The organism is Nocardioides caricicola (assembly GCF_039541135.1).
GTDB lineage: Bacteria > Actinomycetota > Actinomycetes > Propionibacteriales > Nocardioidaceae > Nocardioides > Nocardioides caricicola.
The window spans coordinates 340,354-360,784 of sequence record NZ_BAABFQ010000007.1 but is presented as its reverse complement, the minus strand read 5'-3'; the positions used below and the strand labels follow the sequence as shown (position 1 = coordinate 360,784).

The following is a 20,431-nucleotide window of genomic DNA, read 5'->3' as shown; positions in this document are numbered from 1 at the left end:
ACATGTTCTAAGTGGACAGGGTTGGCAGAATGGGCCGGTCATGACCGAGCTCCAGATCGCCTATCCGCCGGAGCTGCCGGTCACCCAGCGCCGCGAGGACATCGCGGCGGCGATCCGCGACCACCAGGTCGTGATCGTCGCCGGGGAGACCGGCTCCGGGAAGACCACCCAGCTGCCGAAGATCTGCCTCGAGCTCGGCCGCGGCTCGGCGGGCCTGATCGGGCACACCCAGCCGCGACGGATCGCGGCGCGGTCGGTGGCCGAGCGGATCGCCAGCGAGCTGAGGACCGAGCTCGGGGACCTGGTGGGCTACCAGGTCCGGTTCACCGACCGGACGTCGAAGAGCAGCCGCGTGAAGCTGATGACCGACGGCATCCTGCTCGCCGAGCTGCAGCGCGACCGGATGCTCAAGCGCTACGACACGATCATCATCGACGAGGCGCACGAGCGCAGCCTCAACATCGACTTCCTGCTCGGCTACCTCAAGCGGCTGCTGCCGCGCCGGCCCGACCTCAAGCTGATCATCACGTCCGCGACCATCGACGTGGACCGGTTCGCGAAGCACTTCGACGCCCCCGTCGTGGAGGTGTCCGGGCGTACCTACCCGGTCGAGATCAGGTACCGCCCGCTGATGGACCTGTCGGAGGACGACGAGGAGGGCGAGGTCGTCGTCCGCGACCAGACCGAGGCCATCGTCGAGGCGGTCAAGGAGCTCTCCGCCGAGGGCCCGGGCGACGTGCTGGTGTTCCTGCCCGGCGAGCGCGAGATCCGCGACACCGCCGACGCGATGAAGGACCTGCCGCGCACCGAGATCGTGCCGCTCTACTCGCGGCTGTCGGCCGCCGAGCAGCACAAGGTGTTCTCGTCGCACAGCTCCGTCGTACGACGCGTCGTGCTCGCCACGAACGTCGCCGAGACGTCGCTGACGGTGCCGGGCATCCGGTACGTCGTGGACACCGGCGTCGCGCGGATCAGCCGGTACTCCGTGCGCACCAAGGTGCAGCGGCTCCCGATCGAGCCGATCAGCCAGGCGTCGGCGAACCAGCGCTCGGGCCGCTGCGGCCGGGTCGAGGCGGGCATCGCGATCCGGCTGTACTCCGAGGAGGACTTCGAGGGACGACCCGAGTTCACCGACCCCGAGATCCTGCGCACCAACCTGGCCAGCGTGATCCTGCAGATGACCAGCCTCGGGCTCGGCGACATCGGGCGGTTCCCGTTCGTCGAGCCGCCGGACAAGCGCAACGTCAGCGCGGGTGTCCAGCTGCTCGAGGAGCTCGGCGCGCTCAGGCAGGGCAGCCTCTCCAAGATCGGCAGGCGGCTGGCCCGGCTGCCGATCGACCCGCGGCTGGCCCGGATGATCCTCGAGGCCGAGCGGCTGGGCTGCGTGCGCGAGGTCGTCGTGATCGTCGCCGCGCTGTCGCTGCAGGACCCGCGGGAGCGGCCGGCGGAGTACCAGGCGCAGGCCGACCAGCAGCACGCCCGGTTCAAGGCCGAGGGCAGCGACTTCCTCACCTGGCTCAACCTGTGGCGCTACATCAAGGAGCAGCAGCGCGAGCTGTCCTCGTCGGCGTTCCGCCGGATGTGCAAGCGCGAGTACCTCAACTACCTGCGGGTCCGTGAATGGCAGGACTTCGAGTCCCAGCTTCGCCAGGTCTGCAAGGAGATGAAGATCGACGTCGGCCACCCCGCCGACACCCCGGACGCGGACGGCATCCACCAGGCGCTGCTGGCCGGGCTGCTCAGCCACATCGGCCTGCTCGAGGTCCGGGAGAAGGGCGAGCGGGGGATGCGCGAGTACCTCGGCGCCCGCGGTGCCCGGTTCGCGATCTTCCCCGGCAGCGGCCTGCACCGGAAGAACCCCCAGTTCCTGATGGCCGGCGAGCTCGTCGAGACCAGTCGCCTCTGGGCCCGGCAGAACGCCGCGATCAAGCCGGAGTGGGCCGAGCGCCTGGGCGCGGACCTGGTGAAGCGCAGCTACTCCGAGCCGCACTGGAGCAAGAAGCGCGCGGCCGTGATGGCCTACGAGCGCGTCACGCTGTACGGCGTACCTCTCGTCGCCGACCGCCTCGTGTCGTACGGCAAGGTCGACGCCCCGCTCGCCCGCGAGCTCTTCATCCGGCACGCGCTCGTCTACGGCGAGTGGGCGAGCCGGCACCGGTTCCTCGAGACCAACCGGCGGATGCTGGAGGAGGCCGAGGAGCTGGAGCACCGGGCGCGCCGCCGCGACATCGTGGTCGACGAGCACACGCTCTTCGACTTCTACGACCAGCGGGTCCCGGCGGACGTCGTCAGCGGGGCGCACTTCGACCAGTGGTGGAAGAAGGAGCGGCAGCGCAACGGCCGCCTGCTCACGTTCGACCCCTCGATGCTCACCCACGACACCGCCGAGGAGATCAGCGCCGGCGACTACCCGGAGCAGTGGCTCTTCGAGTCCCGGGGAGCAGAGGGACTGACCTTCCCGATCAGCTACCACTTCGAGCCCGGCGCCGCCGACGACGGGCTGACGATCGAGGTCCCGGTCGCCACGCTGAACCGGGTCGAGGCCGACGACTTCTCGTGGAACGTCCCGGGACTGCGCGAGGAGCTGGTCACCAGCCTGATCCGGAGCCTGCCGAAGAACCTGCGGGTGAACTTCGTGCCCGCGCCGAACAAGGCGCGGGAGTTCCTCGCTGCGGTGCCGCCGGGGGAGGAGCCGCTCCTGGACGCCCTCGAACGGTGGTGCCGCGCCACGACCGGTGTGCTCGTGCCGCGCGAGGCCTGGGACTGGTCGAAGGTGCCCGAGCACCTGCGTCCGACGTACCGCGTCGTCGACGAGACCGGCACGGAGCAGGCGCGCGGCAAGGACCTGGAGGCGCTGAAGGCGCCGCTGCGCGGGCAGTTCGCCGAGGCGATCGCCGAGGTCGCCAGCGACAGCGGGCTGGCGCGCACCGGCGAGACCTCGTGGGTGTTCGGCGCCATCGAGGCGTCGTTCACGCAGAAGCGCGCCGGCCACGAGGTGCAGGTGTTCCCGGCGCTGGTCGACGAGGGCGCGACGGTCGGCCTGCAGGTCTTCGGGTCCGCGGAGGAGCAGGAGGCCCGGCACCGGCTGGGCGTACGCCGGCTGCTGCAGCTCGAGATCGAGTCGCCGGTGAAGCGGGTCCTCGACGGCCTCACGAACGTCGAGAAGCTCGCCCTCGCCGGATCGCCGTACCCCAGCGTCGCCGAGCTGCTGGAGGACTGCCGGGCGGCGGTGCTGCAGGACGTCGTCGACGCGCGGCCGGCGGTCCGCGACCAGGCGGCGTACGACGCGCTGCGCGCCGAGGCGGCCCGCGACCACGAGGCGCGCCTGCGCGCCACGATGGCCGACGTGATCCGGGTGCTCGACGCGTGGCGGCAGGCCGAGAAGGCGCTGAGCGGCCGCGCCGACATGGCGATGCTGCCCGCGCTCACCGACATGCGCGCCCAGCTCGCACGGCTGGTCGACCGCGGCTTCGTCGGAGTCGCCGGCGCTGCCCAGCTGCGGCGCTACCCGACGTACCTCGCCGCGCTCGAGCAGCGCCGCGAGAAGCTGCCGTCGCAGGTCGGCCGGGACCGGCAGCTGGCCGACCAGCTCGCCGACCTGCAGGACGCCTACCTCCACCAGCTCGCCGCGCTCCCCGAGGGTCGCCCGCCCGGTGCCGGGCTGCGGCAGGTGCGCTGGATGCTCGAGGAGTACCGCGTCTCGCTGTGGGCCCAGCAGCTCGGCACCCCCTACCCGGTCAGCGACCAGCGGATCCGACGTAGCCTGCAGAAGTGAGCGACCGTCCCCACCACCGCCCGATGACGCCGGGCGGCATGTTCTTCGAGGCGCTGGTCGGGGGCACCGATCCGGCACTGGTCAGCGAGGCCGCCGACCGGGCCGCGGCGCTGTTCGTGCGCGGCGCCCGCGACTCCGACGACGCGGCGGTCGCCGACCGGCTGCTGCACCTCGCCGAGACCGAGGGCATCGAGACGATCGCCGAGGTGTGGTCGGGCTCGCCCGCGGACTCGCTCGCCGGGTGCCTGTGGCGGCTCTACCTGCTGCGCTCGTGGGTGTACGCCGACCCGACCGAGGTCGCCGCCGAGTTCGAGGCCGGCCTGGGCAGCGTCCAGGTGGCCCGCGTGGTCGCCGGGGTCGCTGAGCCCCCCGGCCCGGACCAGCTCAAGCAGATGGTCGACGAGGTGCTGCGCGGCATTGCGGGCAGTGACTTCGCCGACGTCCTGTTCCGCGCCGCCGCCTTTGCCCGCGTGGTCGCCGCCGGCCGCGCCGCGCTGGGCCACGAGCCGCAGCGGATGCTCCAGCTCTCCGAGCAGCTCGAGGCCGCCGGCCACGTCGAGCTGGACCACGGACTCGCCTGAACCTGCCTGTGCGTAAGTGTCATGCCTCGGCTTGATCCGCCGATACAATGGGGGAGCACGCCGGGCCGTGGCAGCCCCGGGTCCCAAAATTAGCCGCTACGAGCGGCCACGCGCCGTGAGGCGCTCCCGGTTCGGCGTGCACCACCTCTCCTCGCAGGAGGGCAGCCAGACATCTAGGCTCTCCGCCATGGATGCGATCCGCCGCCTCTTCCGCCGGCCGCGCAAGGGAGCCCGGCAGACGGTGGTCTCCTACGAGCCGCGGCGCGACGGCCGGCCCGACCCCGGCGAGGTCGTGTGGGGCTGGGTGCCGTTCGAGGACGACCCGGCGCGCGGGAAGGACCGGCCGGTGCTGCTCGTCGCGCGCGGCGACGGCGTGCTGTACGGGCTGATGCTCACCAGCAAGGACCACGACCGCGACGCCCGCGACGAGGCGCGCTACGGCCGGCACTGGATGGACGTCGGCACGGGCGGCTGGGACCGCGACGGGCGGCCGAGCGAGGTGCGCCTGGACCGGCTGATCACCCTGGAGCCGTCGGCCGTGCGGCGCGAGGGCGCCGCGCTGGACCGCGCGATCTTCGAGCGGGTGGTCGCGGCCGCCCGGCAGCACCACGCCATCGCCTAGCCCGACGGGCTAGAACGTCCGCGAGACCCGTCGTACGGCGACCCGGGCCGGCTCCCAGCCGGCGGGGTAGCTGCTCGGAGCGGCGGTGATCTCCACCAGCGTGAGGAACTCGCCGGAGCGCAGGATGCCCAGGCCGGTGGTGGTCTTCTTCGAGGCCGAGCGGTAGCTCGACCCGGTCCCGACCGGCACCGAGACGTCCTCGAGCGGACCGATGTCCGCGCGCGGGTTGCCCAGCCGCTCGGCGCAGTCGTCACGCCAGGCCGCGAGGACCTCGTGGGCGCGCCACGCGGACTTCGCGTCACCGAACCGGGCGACGACCTGGACGGCGGTGGCGCCGTCGGCGGAGAAGATCCGCTGCGCGGACTCCATCGCGCCGATCGTGCTCAGCGGGGTCTTCTGGCAGGCGCCGACCGTCGGCTCGGAGGCCGCGTCCCGCGCCGTCCAGTCGCCGGCGACCGGCGGCAGGTCCTCGGCGGCGAGCAGGTGCGCCACCGTCCGCGCTCGCGCCTGCGGGCGGGCGTTCGGGGCGAGCGCGCCGACCTTGTGCCGCCGGGGCTTGGCCGTGGGCGCCGGCGACGAGGGCGTGGCGCTCGACGTGGGCGTCACCGTGCGCGACGGCTTCGCGGCCGGCTTCGTGGACGGCTTCGTGGCCGGCTTCGAGGTGGCGGGCGCCGCCGGAGGTGCGGACTCGGGGTCGTCGGCCCCGCAGCCGCTCACGGCGAGGAGGGCCGCCAGTGTCACGGCGAGCAGGGTCGTGCGTGGGGCCCGAGTCACGCTGTTCATCGTAGGGACGCCGGGCGTCCCGGAGCCGTTGCGACACGGCACTCGCTAGGGTGGTCGGGCCCGGGCCTTGCTCCCGGGCACGTGTGTGAGTACGCCGGGGACGAGGAGGAGTCAGGTGCGGGGGAGTTGGCGGCGTCGTACGACCGCGGGTCTGGTGGCGCTACTCGCACTCGTGCCAGTGGCGGCGGGATGCACCGGTGGCTCCTCGGACCCCGAGGTCGGTCCCACGAAGCCGGCCTCCCAGAAGCCGGTCGTCCTGACGTTCGGCGTCTACGGCCCGGACGCGGCGCTGGCCGCGTTCGCCTCCACCGTCTCCGTCTGGAACGCCACGACCGAGGGTCCCGAGGTCAAGCTCCGCACCTGGGAGAGCCGCGACCGGATGCGGGCCGCGCTCGAGTCCGGCGTCCCGGTGCCCGACGTCTTCCTGGCTCCCCGCGCCGACCTGCGCTGGCTGCTCGACAACGGCTACGCCCAGCCGGTCGACGAGCTGCTCGACGAACGCGGCGTGAACTTCGGTGACGGCTACTCGCGCGACGCGCTCCAGGCGTTCAGCGCCGAGGACCGGCTGCAGTGCATGCCGTACGCCGTCTCGCCGATGGTCATCTACTACAACCGCGAGCTCGTGAACTTCGAGCGGATGCGCAACCGCGGCCTGGACGCGCCCGACGAGGACGCGACCAGCTGGTCGTTCGAGCAGTTCGCCGCCGCGGCCGAGTTCGCCTCGCGCCCGCGCCGCGACACCAAGGGTGTCCACATCAGCGCCAGCCTCTCCGGGCTCGGCCCGTTCATCGAGTCCGGTGGCGGCTCGGTCTTCGACGACGCCGTGGACCCGACGTCGCTCACGTTCAGCAGCGACGACTCGCAGGGCGCGCTGGAGCGCTCGCTCGAGCTGCTCCGCAACCCGAACGTCACCCTGGACGAGGACCAGCTCGCCGAGGCGTCGCCGCTGCAGTGGTTCGAGCGCGGCAAGCTCGGCATGATCGCGGGGTACCGCCAGATGGTGCCGCAGCTGCGGCTGGTGCAGGGCCTCGACTTCGACGTGATGCCGATGCCGGTGCTCGACAGCTCCGCGACGGTCGGCGACGTGACCGGCCTGTGCCTGTCGAGGAAGGCCGCGAGCACCTCCGCGGCCGCCGACTTCATGGTCTACCAGCTGTCGGTCGACGCGGTCACCCGCGTGACCCGCACCGGCTACCTGCTGCCCGCGAACCTCGAGGTCGCGCTCACCGACGCGTTCCTGCAGCCGGGCCGGATGCCCGACCACGCGGTGTTCTTCAACAACGCGATCCGGTCGATGCGACTGGCGCCGATGATCGACAACCTCCCCGAGCTGGAGGAGGCCGTGCAGCCCAGCCTCGACCAGCTCGTGTACGGCGTGGGCGTGCTCGACCTGGACGCCGTGACGCAGGAGATCGACGAGACCTCGCGCACGGTGCTCGACCCCGAGTCGGTCTCGGAGTCGCCCAGCCCGTCGGAGTCCGACGCCGAGTAGCCGCTCAGTCCTCGGTGGGCGGCTCGGCCTCGGTGGGCGGCTCGGCCTCGGCCGCGAGGATCGCCTCGACCAGCACCGGTCCGGCCAGCTCGATCTGCCACGGCCGGGCGCCGAGACCTGCCAGCTGCTCGGCGACCGCGGGTGCGAGCGTCGCCGCGTCGCGCGACGACGGCGGGGTCCAGAGGGTCCGGCGCAGGTAGTCGGGGGTCAGCAGGTTCTCGACGGGGAGGTTGAGCTCCTCGGCGAGCGCGGCGATCGCGTCGCGGGCCAGCGTGAGCCGGCGGGCGGCGACCGGGTCCTTCTCGGCCCAGGCGCGCGGCAGCGGCGGCCCGTCGCCGCGCGGCGAACGGGTCGGCAGGTCGGCCTCGTCCATCTCCGCGACCTCGCGCAGCGCCTCGACCCAGCGGTTCGCGTAGCGCTCGGCGCCGCGGCCGTGGAAGCCCTTGGTCGACATCAGCGTGGCCTTGTCGGTCGGCATCGTCTGCGCCGCCACGACGATGGCGGAGTCCGGGATGATCCGGCCCGGCGTGACGTCGCGCTGCTCGGCGATCTCGTCGCGGGCCTCCCAGAGCGCCCGGACCGCGCCCAGCCCGCGGCGACCGCGGACCCGGTGCATCCCGGACGTACGGCGCCACGCGTCGACGCGGGCGGGCTGCTCGAAGCCGCGCAGGTTCTCGAACTCCTGGCGCGCCCACTCGTCCTTGCCGGCCGCGATGAGCTCGGCGCCGAGAAGGGTGCGCAGCTCGATCAGCACCTCGACGTCGAGGGCGGCGTACTCCAGCCACGGCTCGGGCAGCGGCCGGGTCGACCAGTCGACCGCGGAGTGCTCCTTGGCCAGCCGGGACCCGAGCAGGCTCTCGACCAGGGTGGCCAGGCCGACGCGCGGGTAGCCGAGCAGCCGCCCGGCCAGCTCGGTGTCGAACAGCGCGGAGGGGTACAGCCCGACCTCGGCGAGGCAGGGGAGGTCCTGGGTCGCCGCGTGCAGGATCCACTCGGTGCCGTCCAGCACCGCCTGGAGGCCCGGCAGCGACCCGAACGGGATCGGGTCGACGAGGAACGTGCCGGCGCCCTCGCGACGCAGCTGGATCAGGTAGGCGCGCGAGGAGTAGCGGTAGCCGGACGCTCGCTCGGCGTCGATGGCGACCGGGCCGCTGCCGGCCGCGATCCGCTCGCAGACCTCGGCCAGCCCGGCCTCGGTGTCGACCACGCGGGTGAGCCCGTCGCGCAGCGTCAGCATCGGCGGGTCGGGGGTGACGTCTTCGGGGGTGTCTTCTGTTGTCATGTCAGAGTCCCGAGCCCCGCTGACCGCGGCGGCTCGGCATCACGGTCACACCGTCGGGGACCGGCGGCAGCCCGGCGGCGGTGCAGAGCAGCTCGGCCCACGCCTCGACGTGCGGCGCGAGGTCGAGCGGCGCCAGGTCGGGTGCGTCCGGGGGGATGAGGGGTGTCCAGGAGGCGCGGATCTCGATCTGGGCGGTGCCGCCCTCGTCGGCCATCCCGCCGAAGCTCTCGGTCGCCACCCGGGTGACCGTGCCGGAGGCGGCGGCGTACGACGCCCCGTGCGCGTCCAGCGCCTCGGTCAGCCAGGACCAGCCCACCGCAGCGAGCATCGGGTCCGAGACCAGCTCGATGTCGACCTCGGCGCGGGTGTAGGCCACGCACCGGAAGGTGCCGTCCCACGCGTCGTTGCCGGCGGGGTCGTGCAGCAGGATGATCCGCCCGGTGCCGATGTCGGTGTCGTCGACCGTGACGTCCGCGGAGAGCGCGGAGGCCCAGGGGGCGATCCGCTGGGGCGCCGGCATCTCCTCGCAGAAGATCTCCGGGCGCAGCCGGGCGGCGTGCATGGTCGCCACGGCGTCGCGGAACTCCGCGGGCGCGGCACCCGCACCCGCGCCCTGGCGGGTCTCCTGACCGACGACCATAGGGTTCACAGTAAGTCGGGGGTCCCGTTCCCGATGTGCGAACACGCCGGTCACCTGCGAGGCTTCACCCGTGACCAGCCCCACCAGCCTCACTGACAGCGCCTTCCTCAAGGCGGCGCGCGGGGAGCCGGTGCCGCACACGCCCGTGTGGTTCATGCGGCAGGCCGGCCGCTCGCTGCCCGAGTACCTCAAGGTCCGCGAGGGCGTCGGGATGCTCGAGTCCTGCATGAACCCCGAGCTGGTCGTCGAGATCACCCTCCAGCCGGTGCGCCGGTACGGCGTGGACGCCGCGATCTTCTTCTCCGACATCGTGCTCCCGCTCAAGGCGGTCGGTGTCGACCTGGACATCAAGCCCGGCGTCGGCCCGGTCGTCGCCGACCCGGTCCGCACGCTCGCCGACGTCGAGGCGATCCCGGACCTCGCCCCCGAGCACGTCCCGTACATCACCGAGGCGGTCCGCGGCCTGGTCGCCGAGCTCGGCGCCACCCCGCTCATCGGGTTCGCGGGCGCACCGTTCACGGTGGCGTCGTACCTCGTCGAGGGTGGTCCCTCGAAGGAGCACGCGAAGACCAAGGCGATGATGTTCGGCGCCCCGGACGTCTGGGACGCCCTGATGCGCAAGATCGCCGGGATCTCCGCGGCGTACCTCGAGGTGCAGGTCAGCGCCGGCGCCTCGGCGGTCCAGCTGTTCGACTCGTGGGCCGGTGCGCTCACCCCGGCCGACTACCGCGCCCAGGTGCAGCCGCACTCGGCGCGGGTCCTGGAGCGGGCCGGGGCGCTCGGCGTGCCGCGCATCCACTTCGGGGTGGGTACGGCGAACCTGCTCGGCCTGATGGGCGAGGCCGGTGCCGACGTGGTCGGCGTCGACTGGCGAACCCCGCTCGCGGACGCGATCCCGCTCGTGGGCGACCGCGCCGTGCAGGGCAACCTCGACCCGACGCTGGTGTTCGCCCCGACCGAGGTCATGACCGCCCGGGCGGCCGAGATCATCGAGGCCGGTCGCGCCGCGCGGGGCCACATCTTCAACCTCGGCCACGGGGTCATCCCGTCGACCGACCCCGATCAGCTCAAGCGGCTGACGGAGTTCGTGCAGGCTTACTGAACCGGCGCCGCAGCCACCGGACCAGCAGCCAGGTCGGGGGACCCAGGATCGCGACCGCGACGATCCAGGGCAGCAGGGCGCCGAGCGCGGTCGCGAGGCCGACGGCGAACGCGGCGAGGGCGTCCCAGCCGGCCTCGAAGCCGGCGACGAAACCGGAGTCGTCCTCCTCGGCCTTCTTCACTGCCGTGGCAGGCGTCTGGTCGACGCTGACGGTGATCGTCGACATCGCGGTCTGGCCGCGGAGGAACGCCGCCTGCCGCTCCAGCGACTCCAGGTCGGCCTGGCGCCGGGCCAGCTCCGACTCGATCGACATGATGTCGCGGATGCTCTCGGCGCGGTCGAACAGCACCGTGATCCGGGCGATGCTGCGCTTCTGGGCCGCGAGCCGGGTCTGGGTGTCGATCAGCTTGGTCGTCACGTCGTTCGAGCTGGTGTTCGCGGCCACCAGCTCGGCGGTCTCGAGCCCCTCGAGGTCGTCCATCGCGTCGTCGAACTTCTCGGTCGGGATCCGCAGCACCAGGTGCGTGAACGCCGCGTCCCCGTCGTCGTCGGTCGTGGTCTCCTCGTCGGTGATCTCCCCGAAGTAGCGAGACGCGACCTTCTCCACGTCGAACCGGGCCTTGCCCACGTCGTCCGCGCGCAGCTCGACGTTGCCCTTGCGGATGATCGCGCGCTGGACCTGCTGGGCGTCGACCGCCGGCTCGGCCTCCGCGCCGCTGGCCCGGGCTCCGTCCGCGTCCTCGTCGGCGAACGCCGCGTCGGGTGCCGCCTCCTCCGCGGCGACCCCGTCGCGGCTCTGGGCGCTGGCGCCGGCCGCGGTGCTGTCGCCGCCGTCGCCGCTGTTGCTGTCGTCGGCGCCGGAGCAGCCCGCGAGACCCACGGTGAGCGCCACGGCGGCGAGGAGGAGGAACGGGGCTCGGGCACGGCGGGCGGTGGTTCTCATGCAGCGTCGGACGCGACGGCGCCCGGATCGGTTCCCGCGGGGACGGTGCCCTCTGAGACAGTGGGGGCGTGCGAGTCGTGGTCGTCGGAGCCGGTGTCGCGGGGCTGACCGCGGCGTACGACCTCGCGGCCGCCGGGCACGACGTCCTCGTGCTCGACGGCGCCGACCGGGTCGGGGGCAAGCTGCTGCGCGCAGAGGTGGGCGGCGTCCGCGTCGACGTCGGCGCCGAGGCGATGCTCCACCGGCGTCCCGAGGGGACGGAGCTGACCCGGGCCCTCGGGCTGCCGATCGTGCACCCGACCACCGCGACGTCGCGGATCTGGACCCGCGGCGAGCTGCGCGCGCTGCCCCGCTCCCTGATGGGCGTTCCGCTCGACGACCCCGCGCCGACCGGCGTGCTCTCGCCCGAGGGGCTCGCACGGTTCCGGGCCGCCATGCCCCGCGACGTCGAGGGCGACGTGTCGGTGGGCGACCTGGTCGACGCCGTTTACGGCCCGGAGGTCACCGACCGGCTGGTCGAGCCGCTGCTGGGCGGCGTGTACGCCGGCCACGCGCGGCTGCTGTCGGTCCGCGCCACCGTCCCGCAGCTCGTGACGGTCGCCGGCGGCGCGGCGCCGCCCGCGCCGGTGACCGACGGTCCGGTGTTCGCGGGGATCGCCGGCGGCATGGGGCGGCTGCCCGAGCGGCTCGCCGAGACGCTGGCGGTGCGCACCGGCGCGACCGTGCGGGAGCTGACCCGCACCGCGACCGGCTACGCCCTCACGGTCGGGCCGACGACCGCCCCCGAGCTGGTCGAGGCGGACCTGGTCGTGCTCGCGACCCCGGCCGCGCCGACCGCTCGGCTGCTGGGCTCGCTCGCCCCGACAGCCGCGGCGGAGCTGGCCGCGATCGAGTACGCGTCGATGGCGGTGGTGACGCTCGCGTTCCGCGACACCGACCTCCCGGCCGTGGTGTCGTCGGGCTTCCTGGTCCCGCCGGTCGAGAGCCGCCGGATCAAGGCCGCGACGTTCTCGTTCGCCAAGTGGGACTGGGTGCGCGCCGCCGGCGACGGGCTTCTCCTGCTGCGCACGTCGCTCGGCCGGCACCGCGAGGAGGCGGCACTCCAGGCCGACGACGCCGACCTGGTGGCCTGGTCGGTCGCCGAGCTGCGCGACGCCGTCGGCCTCGACGCCGAGCCGGTCGCCAGCCACGTGCAGCGGTGGGGCGGTGGGCTGCCGCAGTACGCCGTCGGGCACCTCGACCGGGTCGCGCGGATCCGCGCCGACGTCGAGCGCCTGCCGGGACTCGCGGTGTGCGGGGCGGCGTACGACGGCGTGGGGATCCCGGCCGTGATCGGCTCGGCCCACCGGGCCGCGCGCGACGTCGTCAGGACTGCTGCACCACCTGGATGAGCCGCTAGAAGGGGCTGCGGCTGCCGTCGATCGGACCGCCGTCGCGGAACGGCGCCACGTCGTTCTCCGACTGCCTGATGCTCCGCCCGAGCCGTCGGCGGTCGACCGGCCGGCGGCCGTCGATGATCTTGCAGATCACGAACAGAGCGACCACGCCGATGCCGACGTACAACCAGAACATGGCTGGGATGCTACGGCCTCAGGCCGAGCCGCCCCAGTAGTCCTTGCCCTCCGCCTTCCCCTCGACCCGCTTGACCGCGCGGTCGAACTGGGCGCCGTCACGGCCCGGGCGGCGGCGGTCGACCCACCACAGCACGCCGAGCAGCACGACGGCGCCGACGATCACGTAGACCCAGAACATGGCGACACCTCCTGCTGGGGAGTCTGTCCGCGCCTCATCCGGTCAAAACGGTGCCCTCGCGGCTGGTCCGGTCCAGGTACGCCGCGGACAGCCGGGCGGCGTACGGGCCGGGCGCGCCGGTGCCGATCGTGCGGCCGTCGATGGTGGTGACCGGCGTGACGCCGCCCATCGTGCCGGTCACGAACACCTCGTCGGCGTTGTAGACGTCGGTGAGCGAGAAGTCCCCGACCACGGTCTCGATCCCGGAGGCCGCGCAGATCTCGAGGATCGTCTCGCGGGTGATGCCCTCCGGGCAGGCGCGCGTGGTGGAGGTGCGCACGACGTCGCCGACCACGTGGAAGACGTTGGTCGCGTTGGTCTCCGCGACGAACCCGGCGTCGTCGAGCATCAGGGCGTCGTCGGCGCCGGCGACGTTCGCCTCGATCTTGGCCAGGATCGACGTGAGCAGGTTGTTGTGGTGGATCTTGGGGTCCAGCGAGTCCGGGCGGTGCCGCCGCACCGACGAGGTGACCAGCGAGATCCCGCTGTCGTCGTACACCGGCGACTTGAACTCCGCGAGCACGATCAGCGTCGGGCCGGACTCGTTGAGCCGCGGGTCCATGCCGCTGGTGATCTTCACGCCGCGGGTCAGCGTGAGCCGGATGTGCACGTCGTCGGTCATCTCGTTCGCGGCCAGCACGGCGCGGATCCGCTCGGTGATCTCCTCGTCCGACGGCACCGACGCGAACGCGAGCGCGTGCGCCGAGCGCCGGAGCCGGGCCAGGTGCTCGGTGAGCTTGAAGATCCGGCCGCCGTGCAGCCGGAGCCCCTCCCACACGGCGTCGCCGCCCTGCACCGCCGAGTCGAAGGGGCTGATCCCCGCCTGGTCGCGGTGGACCAGGGCGTCGTCGATCCCGACCACCAGGTCGCGGTTGCGCTCGTCGAACTGCTGCCTCATCGAGACTCCTCCGGACGCAGCCGGTACGGGGCCAGCGCGTCGTAGTAGGGACGGCACCGCTCCAGCAGCGGCGCCAGGCGGTCGGGGAGCGGGTCGCCCGAGCCGGGGGAGTACGGCGCGAAGCCGGTGGAGGCCTCGACGCCGGCGTACCAGTGCGGTGCCCAGACGCCGTCGGTGTCGCGCGGCCCGGCGGGCCAGGCGAGCATCGCGTCGTCGAAGGCGATGCCGAGCGCGTCGCACAGCAGCGTGAGCGTGCCGCGCGGGTCGCGCAGCACGTCGGCGGCGTCGACGACCGGGCCGCCGTACGTCTCGAACAGCTCGAGCTGCTGCGGCAGCCCGAGGTCCTCGAGCGTCGGCTCCTCACGGACCTTCGCGTACGACGTCAGCACCCGCTCGGGGTCGCGGACGAGGAACGCGTGGGTCAGCGCCTGCAGGGGAGCGCGCGGCACGGAGGGGAGCACGTGGTGGGTCATGTGCTTCTGGTACTGCACCGGTGTCGCGACCGGCCCGGCCGTCAGCGCGGCGACGACCTCGCCGGGATCGGTCGGCTGCGACGCGATGACCTGGTCGCGCCCGGGGTGGTCGAGGCCGGTCGCGGCCAGGTAGGCGGCGTACAACGGCTCGTCGACGACCGAGCAGTCGGACCGGTTCTCGAAGCTGCGCATGAGGGCGGTCGAGAGGTTCCGAGGTCCCGACCACATGGCGACGCGCGTGACAGTCATCGCCCCGCAGTCTGCCTCCTTGTCCCTGTCGGGCGGGACAACGGGCCCGAGAACCTCAGGTCATGACGACTTACTCCACCAACCAGCCTGCCCGGACGGATCTGCCGGGCCCCACCCACCTCGACACCGCTGCGCAGCGGCAGTCCCGCGCCTGGACCCTGGCGGGGATCGGCGCCGGCATCGCCGGCATCGGCACCATCGTCACGTCCGGCATGGTGAACGCGGTGTACGACGAGGACCTCGCCGGCGACACCCCCGCGATCGCGGACAAGCTCGCCGACCAGACCGGACCGATGTTCGCGTTCCACACGTTCACGACCGTCGGCGCCGTGCTGCTCGTCCTGTTCGGCGCCGGCCTGTACCGCCGGATGCAGGCCCGCAACACCACCGGCTCCGCCCTGCCGCTCGTCGCGTTCGCCGGTCTCCTCGGCACCGCGATCGTCAGCATCCTCGGCAGCGGCCTCGACACGGAGTTCATCATGGGCTTCGTCAACGACCAGGAGGTCGACCCGTCGGCTGCGGTCGTCTACAACCACTGGATCGGCACGATCCCGTGGCTGTGGACCCTCGCCGGCCTCTCCGGCATCGCGGTGTACGCCGCGGGTCGCGCCGGCGGCGTGCCGCGCTGGATCGGCCGGGTCGGCCTGGTCCTCGGCGGGCTCACGCTGCTGCTCGGCATCTCGCCGCTGCAGTACATGGCCGGCATGACCGGTCCGCTCTGGCTGCTCGCCACCGCCGTGGGTTTCTGCATCGGCGACCGCGCCCACCGGTCATGATGTGCCGGTGACATCCCCGTCCGTCGCAGAGCAGCGACCGGCCTCCTGGCCGGTCGTTGCTCTGTTCCCCGTGCTGACCGGCGCCTGCATGGTGGCCATCGTCGCGCTCGAGATCTACCTGCACGGCAAGCCGCACGTGTGGGACCTCGGCGACGACGAGGCGACGTCGTTCGGTGTCGGGACCGGCGCCGTCGGGTTCCTCATCGGCCTGCTCGCCGGGATCATCCTGCGCAGCCCCGGCCACCGGGTGATCGGCTGGGCGATGGGCGGCGTCGGGCTGTTCTGGGCGCTCGACGGGCTCTCGGAGGGCTGGGTCCGGCTCGGCCTCGTGAGCGAGGACGCCGTCCCCGGGATGACCCTCGCGGTGTGGTTCCTGTTCCGGTTCACCGCGCTCCTGACCACCAGCATCGTCCTGCTGCCGCTGATCTTCCCGGAGGGCCGTTTCCTGCCCGGCCGCTGGGGCGTGGCGAGCTGGGTCTGCATGATCGTGATGACGGTCGTGGGCCTGTCCTACAACGTCGTGCCCTGGGAGGTGCAGTCGCCGGGTCAGGCGAACCCACCGCCGGGGCTCGACATGAACCCGGTCACGATCGACGCCATCGCGCCGTACGCCGAGGCCCTGATGGGCAGCCTCGTCGGCGTCACCGTGATCGGCCTGATCGTCCCGGTCGGTGTCGTCGTGCACCGCTACCGCCGGGCGACCGGCACCGCCCGCGACCAGATGCGCTGGCTGCTCTGGGGTGCGGTGGTGGCCGTGACCTGCGTGGTGGCCTCGCTCCTGACCGGCGTCGACGTCGTGACCGACGTCGTCTTCTTCCTCTGCATCACGATCGTCCCGATCTCGATGACGGTGGCGGTCGTGAACCCCAGGCTGGTCTCGATCGACGACCTCCTGGGCCGCACGCTCGTGCTCTCCCTGCTCGCGATCGTGCTGGTCGTGGTCGACTTCGTCGTCGTCGCCGCGCTCAGCGCGGCGCTCGACGACTCCATGGAGCAGTCGCAGGTCGTGCTCGTCGTGCTGCTCACCACCGTCTTGCTGTACGGCCCGCTCCGGCAGCGGTTGTCCCGCGGCGTGCGGCGCCGGGTCTTCGGTGACCGCGCCGACCCCTACGACGTGGTCGCCGGGCTCGCGTCCACCCTGGAGGCTGCGGACGACGGCGGCGAGCAGCTCGCCGCGATCGCCGCCGCGGTGGCCTCGGCCTTCGGCGTGGGCTTCGTGCGGGTGGAGGTCGAGCGCGGCGGCGGCGAGGTCATGGTCGCGACGTACGGCGACCGACCGGCCGAGACCCGCGACCTGCCGATCACCTACCGCGACGCCCGGGTCGGCCGGCTCGTCCTGCCCGCGCGCGGCGTGCGCAGCCGGCTGTCGCGGCGCGACGAGGAGCTGCTCGGCGACCTGGTCCGGCAGGCGGCGGTCGTGGCGCGCACGAGCCGGCTCGCGGAGGACCTCGTGTCCGCGCGCGAGGAGGAGCGCCGCCGGATCCGCCGCGACCTGCACGACGGGCTCGGCCCGGCGCTGAGCGGCGTGGTGTTCCAGCTCGAGTCCGCGCGCTTGCTGGTCGACAAGGACCCGGCCTCCGCGAAGACCCAGATCGCCGGCGTCAGCGCGCACGTGCAGGACGTCGTCAGCGACGTGCGCCGGCTCGTCCACGACCTCCGGCCGCCCGCGCTCGACGACCGCGGCCTGGTCGGCGCCCTGCGCCAGCAGGGCGAGCGGCTCGCGCCCGCGGCCACGGTCGTCGCCGGTGACCTCGGCCCGCTGCCCGCGGCGGTCGAGGTCGCGGCGTTCCGGATCGCCAGCGAGGCGATGACGAACGTCGCCCGGCACGCCCGGGCCACGCGCTGCACCGTCCGCCTCGACGTCGTCGACAGCGCGCTGCTGGTCGAGGTCGAGGACGACGGTGTCGGCATCAGCCCTGCTGCACAGGCCGGTGTCGGCCTGGTCGGGCTGCGCGAGCGCGCCGCCGAGCTCGGCGGCCGCAGCGAGGTCACCTGCCCACCCACCGGCGGCACGATCGTGCGCGCCTGGCTGCCCCTGAGGAGCATCCGTGAGTGACATCCGAGTCGTCGTCGTCGACGACCACCAGATCGTGCGGGAGGGCCTGTCCTCGCTGCTCGGCGCCCTCGACGGCATCGAGGTGGTCGGCACCGCCGAGGACGGCCGCGACGCGATCCACGTCGTCGCCGAGAGCGCGCCGGACGTGGTCGTGATGGACATCCAGATGCCCCGGCTCGACGGCATCGAGGCGACCCGGATGATCACCGGCCGGCAGCCCGACACCCGCGTGGTGATGCTGACGATGAACGAGGACGACGAGACCGTGCTCGCCGCGATCCGCGCGGGCGCGTCCGGCTACCTGCTCAAGGGCTCCGGCGCCGAGGAGGTGCAGAACGCGATCCGCGCTGCCGCCTCGGGCGGCATGGTGTTCGGCGCGACGCTGGCCGCGAAGGTCGCGACGTACTTCGCCGGCGGGACGCCGAAGGCGGAGGAGCCGTTCCCCGACCTCACCGACCGCGAGCGCGACGTGCTGAAGCTGCTCGCCACCGGGAAGTCGAACGACGCGATCGCCGCGGAGCTGTTCATCTCCGGCAAGACCGTGCGGAACGCGGTCTCGGCGATCTACGCCAAGCTCCACGCGGCCGGCCGGGCCGAGGCGATCATCGCCGCGCGCGAGGCCGGCTACGGCCGCGACTGAGCGGGCTCGACCGGCAGCCACAGCTCGGTGGTCGCGGTGCTGAGGTCCTCGGCGCGCTCGAGCACCGCGACGATCTCCGGGCCGGACGCCCAGCGCCACGGGTTGGCCGGGAACCATTGGGTCGCCGCGTCCGCCCACGCCTGCTGCAGCGCCTGCGGATAGCGACCGTGCGTCCGGAACACCACCCACGTGCCCGCGGGGACCTCGATCACGTCGAGGTCGTCCGGTGCGTCGCCGCCGACCGCGACGCCGTGGAGGTAGGTGAGCTCCGTGCCCTCGGCACGGTCCGGGTCGACGTCCGCGCTGACGGCGAGGATCCCCGCCGGCTCGACGTCCGAGAGCTCCTTCAACCGGGCGTGGTCCTCCGGTGCGAGCGACGCGACGTGGCGCTGGATGTGCGGGTTCGGTCCCTCGTGGACCAGCGGGACGCGCACGGCGTGGCCGACCAGGCGGAACGCGGGCTTGTCGACGATGCGGGTGTCCATGGGTGTGTTCCCTTCGACGGTGAGACGGAAGCGGAGGATCGGCTGGGACCGCAGCGGTCCGCCGTCGCGACGTACGTCGGCCGGGCCGGCGGCGTGCACCGACCGGAAGGCCCGCGCGAACGCCTCGGTCGAGCCGTAGCCGTAGCGGATCGCGACGGTCAGGAGGTCGGCGCCGCCGACGAGGTCGGAGGCCGCCACGGTCATCCGGCGGCGCCGGACGTACTCGGACAGCGGCATCCCGGACAGCGCCGAGAACATCCGGCGCAGGTGGTCCTCGGTCGTGGCGAGCTCGCGAGCGACGGCCGGGACGTCCAGGTCGTCGGCCAGGCGCTCCTCGACGAGGTCGACGAGTCGGTTGAGCTCGGAGATCATGCGACGAACCTAGGCACCCGCGCCGTGCGTCCGCCCGACCATCCCCGCCGGATCGGGTCGGAACGGCGGATTGCACAATGGAGGCATGACCTCCAAGGCGCAGAAGGCACGCGAGATCAACGAGGGCATCCGCTACACGATGTGGTCGGTGTTCCGGCTCGCCGACACCTTGGGTGACGCCGACCGCACCGCCGAGGCCGCTGAGGTCGAGAAGCTCTTCGCCGAGCTGGCCGAGGCCGACGTCGTCGTCCGCGGCGTGTACGACGTCGCCGGGCTGCGCGCCGACGCCGACCTGATGGTGTGGTGGCACGCCGCGACGTCCGAGGAGCTGCAGGCGGCGTACCACCGGTTCCGCCGGACCGCCTTCGGTGCGCGGCTCGAGCCGGTCTGGTCCCAGCTGGCGCTGCACCGGCCCGCCGAGTTCAACAAGAGCCACGTGCCGGCGTTCCTGAACGACGAGGAGCCGAAGAAGCACGTCTCGGTCTACCCGTTCGTGCGGTCCTACGAGTGGTACCTCCTCGAGGAGTCCGAGCGGCGCACGATGCTCGCCGACCACGGCAAGATGGCGCGCGACTACCCGGACGTGCGGGCCAACACGGTCGCGAGCTTCTCGCTCGGTGACTACGAGTGGATCCTGGCGTTCGAGGCCGACGAGCTCTACCGGATCGTCGACCTGATGCGGCACCTGCGCGGCTCGGAGGCGCGTCGCCACGTGCGCGAGGAGATCCCGTTCTACACCGGCGCGCTCGTGGGCATCGCGGACCTGGTGGACCGGCTTCCGTAGGGAACCGACCCCGCGGCCGCGCCGTCGTACGGGCATGAGGACCGTGCTGGCGCTCGTCGCCCTGCTCCTGCTCGCCGGCTGCGGCAGCGACGGGGACGCCGTCGCGACGGACCCGTCCGGCTCCTCCGCGATGCCGACCTCGATCCCGGCGGCGCCCGGGAAGGTGTGGACGTACAACATCGCCACGGTCATGGACACCGGCTCCCCGGAGCTCTGCCTCGGTCCGGTCGCGGAGTCCTACCCGCCGCAGTGCAGCGGCCTGCCGCTCGCCGGCTGGGACTGGGCCGAGCACCGGGGCACCTACGACTCCGCGGGCGACGTCCGCTGGGGCTCGTACGCCGTCGGCGGCACCTGGGACGGCGAGACCTTCACCTACGCCGACGCCGTCAGCGCCGCGCTCTACGACCCGATGCCGCAGCCGGCGCCGTCGTACCCCACGCCGGTCGAGTCCCACACCGAGGACGAGCTCGCCCGCATCGCCCACGAGCTCGGCGACCTTTCCGGCGCGCTGGGCTTCTGGCCCATGGACGGCCGCGCCCACGTCGACGTCGTCTACGACGACGGCTCCCTGCAGTCCTGGGCCGACGACGAGTACGGCACCGGCGTCGTCGTGGTCACCGCGATGCTGATGGACCAGGAGAGCTGACAGAGCGCGAGCACCCGCACCGAGCAGGTGCGGGCGGCTCC

20 protein-coding genes are annotated in these 20,431 nt (G+C 73.0%); 11 read left to right on the top strand and 9 right to left on the bottom strand.

Annotation, left to right across the window (positions count from 1 at the left end; all coding sequences use genetic code 11):
• The first annotated feature begins 40 nt into the window (after positions 1-40).
• The 3 genes from hrpA to ABD875_RS15710 all read left to right on the top strand — a co-directional run bounded on the left by hrpA (position 41) and on the right by ABD875_RS15710 (position 4,978).
• Positions 41-3,775 carry an ATP-dependent RNA helicase HrpA gene (gene hrpA, locus ABD875_RS15720; protein WP_345179532.1) on the top strand — a complete coding sequence of 1,245 codons (3,735 nt, stop codon included), beginning with the start codon at positions 41-43 and terminating at the stop codon, positions 3,773-3,775.
• On the top strand, positions 3,772-4,356 hold the full coding sequence (locus tag ABD875_RS15715) for a hypothetical protein (RefSeq protein WP_345179529.1): 585 nt from the start codon (positions 3,772-3,774) through the stop codon (positions 4,354-4,356). The genes hrpA and ABD875_RS15715 overlap by 4 nt, the downstream gene beginning before the upstream one ends.
• Before the next feature lie 187 nt (positions 4,357-4,543).
• Positions 4,544-4,978, top strand: coding sequence for a type II toxin-antitoxin system PemK/MazF family toxin (locus ABD875_RS15710; protein ID WP_345179526.1), 435 nt, complete (start codon positions 4,544-4,546; stop codon positions 4,976-4,978).
• A gap of 9 nt (positions 4,979-4,987) precedes the next feature.
• Here the strand turns inward: ABD875_RS15710 and ABD875_RS15705 are convergent, their stop codons facing one another.
• On the bottom strand, positions 4,988-5,752 hold the full coding sequence (locus ABD875_RS15705; RefSeq protein ID WP_345179524.1) for a hypothetical protein: 765 nt from the start codon (positions 5,750-5,752) through the stop codon (positions 4,988-4,990).
• 181 nt (positions 5,753-5,933) lie between these two features.
• Between ABD875_RS15705 and ABD875_RS15700 the strand changes: the two genes are divergently transcribed.
• Entirely contained in the window at positions 5,934-7,253 is a 1,320-nt protein-coding gene (locus ABD875_RS15700) for an ABC transporter substrate-binding protein (protein ID WP_345179521.1), read from the top strand.
• Positions 7,254-7,257: 4 nt separating this feature from the next.
• Here ABD875_RS15700 and ABD875_RS15695 read toward each other — a convergent pair whose 3' ends face one another.
• Both ABD875_RS15695 and ABD875_RS15690 read right to left on the bottom strand, forming a co-directional pair.
• Complete coding sequence (locus ABD875_RS15695; RefSeq protein WP_345179515.1) at positions 7,258-8,535, bottom strand: ribonuclease D; 1,278 nt, start codon at positions 8,533-8,535, stop codon at positions 7,258-7,260.
• A 1-nt stretch (position 8,536) separates the two neighbouring features.
• Complete coding sequence (locus tag ABD875_RS15690) at positions 8,537-9,175, bottom strand: DUF3000 domain-containing protein (RefSeq protein ID WP_345179507.1); 639 nt, start codon at positions 9,173-9,175, stop codon at positions 8,537-8,539.
• A gap of 70 nt (positions 9,176-9,245) precedes the next feature.
• Between ABD875_RS15690 and hemE the strand changes: the two genes are divergently transcribed.
• Positions 9,246-10,277: a uroporphyrinogen decarboxylase gene (gene hemE / locus ABD875_RS15685; protein WP_345179500.1), complete on the top strand. Its 1,032-nt coding sequence runs from the start codon at positions 9,246-9,248 to the stop codon at positions 10,275-10,277.
• On the opposite strand, the gene ABD875_RS15680 is transcribed toward hemE, so the two are convergent.
• The gene (locus ABD875_RS15680) at positions 10,243-11,220 is read right to left on the bottom strand and encodes a DUF4349 domain-containing protein (protein ID WP_345179493.1); all 978 of its coding nucleotides are present in this window, start codon (positions 11,218-11,220) and stop codon (positions 10,243-10,245) included. The two genes, hemE and ABD875_RS15680, sit on opposite strands and share 35 nt — an antisense overlap.
• 68 nt (positions 11,221-11,288) lie before the next feature.
• Here ABD875_RS15680 and ABD875_RS15675 point away from each other — a divergent pair, with 68 nt between their 5' ends.
• A complete protein-coding gene (locus tag ABD875_RS15675; protein ID WP_345179484.1) occupies positions 11,289-12,611 on the top strand; it encodes a protoporphyrinogen/coproporphyrinogen oxidase in 1,323 nt (440 codons plus the stop codon).
• A gap of 4 nt (positions 12,612-12,615) precedes the next feature.
• Here ABD875_RS15675 and ABD875_RS15670 read toward each other — a convergent pair whose 3' ends face one another.
• The 4 genes from ABD875_RS15670 to ABD875_RS15655 are packed head-to-tail and all read right to left on the bottom strand — an operon-like array spanning position 12,616 to position 14,631.
• A complete protein-coding gene (locus ABD875_RS15670) occupies positions 12,616-12,792 on the bottom strand; it encodes a hypothetical protein (protein ID WP_345179477.1) in 177 nt (58 codons plus the stop codon).
• An 18-nt stretch (positions 12,793-12,810) separates the two neighbouring features.
• Positions 12,811-12,972, bottom strand: coding sequence for a hypothetical protein (locus ABD875_RS15665; RefSeq protein WP_345179466.1), 162 nt, complete (start codon positions 12,970-12,972; stop codon positions 12,811-12,813).
• A gap of 34 nt (positions 12,973-13,006) precedes the next feature.
• The gene (locus ABD875_RS15660; RefSeq protein ID WP_345179457.1) at positions 13,007-13,909 is read right to left on the bottom strand and encodes an aminotransferase class IV; all 903 of its coding nucleotides are present in this window, start codon (positions 13,907-13,909) and stop codon (positions 13,007-13,009) included.
• Positions 13,906-14,631 (bottom strand): sulfotransferase-like domain-containing protein, encoded by a 726-nt coding sequence (locus ABD875_RS15655; RefSeq protein WP_345179446.1) that lies wholly within the window; start codon positions 14,629-14,631, stop codon positions 13,906-13,908. Before ABD875_RS15655 ends, ABD875_RS15660 begins: the two co-directional genes overlap by 4 nt.
• A gap of 62 nt (positions 14,632-14,693) precedes the next feature.
• On the opposite strand from ABD875_RS15655, the gene ABD875_RS15650 reads away from it, so the two are divergent.
• The 3 genes from ABD875_RS15650 to ABD875_RS15640 are packed head-to-tail and all read left to right on the top strand — an operon-like array spanning position 14,694 to position 18,103.
• Positions 14,694-15,407 (top strand): hypothetical protein, encoded by a 714-nt coding sequence (locus ABD875_RS15650; RefSeq protein ID WP_345179439.1) that lies wholly within the window; start codon positions 14,694-14,696, stop codon positions 15,405-15,407.
• Between the two features lie 7 nt (positions 15,408-15,414).
• A complete protein-coding gene (locus ABD875_RS15645) occupies positions 15,415-17,463 on the top strand; it encodes a sensor histidine kinase (RefSeq protein WP_345179428.1) in 2,049 nt (682 codons plus the stop codon).
• A complete protein-coding gene (locus tag ABD875_RS15640; protein WP_345179423.1) occupies positions 17,456-18,103 on the top strand; it encodes a response regulator transcription factor in 648 nt (215 codons plus the stop codon). Before ABD875_RS15645 ends, ABD875_RS15640 begins: the two co-directional genes overlap by 8 nt.
• On the opposite strand, the gene ABD875_RS15635 is transcribed toward ABD875_RS15640, so the two are convergent.
• Positions 18,088-18,960, bottom strand: a complete 873-nt coding sequence (locus tag ABD875_RS15635) for an AraC family transcriptional regulator (protein WP_345179420.1) — start codon at positions 18,958-18,960, stop codon at positions 18,088-18,090. The two genes, ABD875_RS15640 and ABD875_RS15635, sit on opposite strands and share 16 nt — an antisense overlap.
• An 85-nt stretch (positions 18,961-19,045) precedes the next feature.
• On the opposite strand from ABD875_RS15635, the gene hemQ reads away from it, so the two are divergent.
• Together hemQ and ABD875_RS15625 are read left to right on the top strand one after the other, a co-directional pair.
• Positions 19,046-19,744, top strand: coding sequence for a hydrogen peroxide-dependent heme synthase (hemQ, locus tag ABD875_RS15630; protein ID WP_345179417.1), 699 nt, complete (start codon positions 19,046-19,048; stop codon positions 19,742-19,744).
• Between the two features lie 34 nt (positions 19,745-19,778).
• Positions 19,779-20,390, top strand: coding sequence for a hypothetical protein (locus ABD875_RS15625; protein ID WP_345179415.1), 612 nt, complete (start codon positions 19,779-19,781; stop codon positions 20,388-20,390).
• Positions 20,391-20,431: the final 41 nt, after the last annotated feature.

Excerpts from the sequence above, each read along its gene's own strand:
- hrpA (WP_345179532.1), top strand. The coding sequence starts at position 41 with ATGACCGAGCTCCAGATCGCCTATCCGCCGGAGCTGCCGGTCACCCAG.
- ABD875_RS15710 (WP_345179526.1), top strand. The coding sequence starts at position 4,544 with ATGGATGCGATCCGCCGCCTCTTCCGCCGGCCGCGCAAGGGAGCCCGG.
- ABD875_RS15695 (WP_345179515.1), bottom strand. The coding sequence starts at position 8,535 with ATGACAACAGAAGACACCCCCGAAGACGTCACCCCCGACCCGCCGATG.
- ABD875_RS15690 (WP_345179507.1), bottom strand. The coding sequence starts at position 9,175 with ATGGTCGTCGGTCAGGAGACCCGCCAGGGCGCGGGTGCGGGTGCCGCG.
- ABD875_RS15680 (WP_345179493.1), bottom strand. The coding sequence starts at position 11,220 with ATGAGAACCACCGCCCGCCGTGCCCGAGCCCCGTTCCTCCTCCTCGCC.
- ABD875_RS15670 (WP_345179477.1), bottom strand. The coding sequence starts at position 12,792 with ATGTTCTGGTTGTACGTCGGCATCGGCGTGGTCGCTCTGTTCGTGATC.
- ABD875_RS15665 (WP_345179466.1), bottom strand. The coding sequence starts at position 12,972 with ATGTTCTGGGTCTACGTGATCGTCGGCGCCGTCGTGCTGCTCGGCGTG.
- ABD875_RS15660 (WP_345179457.1), bottom strand. The coding sequence starts at position 13,909 with ATGAGGCAGCAGTTCGACGAGCGCAACCGCGACCTGGTGGTCGGGATC.
- ABD875_RS15655 (WP_345179446.1), bottom strand. The coding sequence starts at position 14,631 with ATGACTGTCACGCGCGTCGCCATGTGGTCGGGACCTCGGAACCTCTCG.
- ABD875_RS15650 (WP_345179439.1), top strand. The coding sequence starts at position 14,694 with ATGACGACTTACTCCACCAACCAGCCTGCCCGGACGGATCTGCCGGGC.
- ABD875_RS15635 (WP_345179420.1), bottom strand. The coding sequence starts at position 18,960 with ATGATCTCCGAGCTCAACCGACTCGTCGACCTCGTCGAGGAGCGCCTG.
- hemQ (WP_345179417.1), top strand. The coding sequence starts at position 19,046 with ATGACCTCCAAGGCGCAGAAGGCACGCGAGATCAACGAGGGCATCCGC.
- ABD875_RS15625 (WP_345179415.1), top strand. The coding sequence starts at position 19,779 with ATGAGGACCGTGCTGGCGCTCGTCGCCCTGCTCCTGCTCGCCGGCTGC.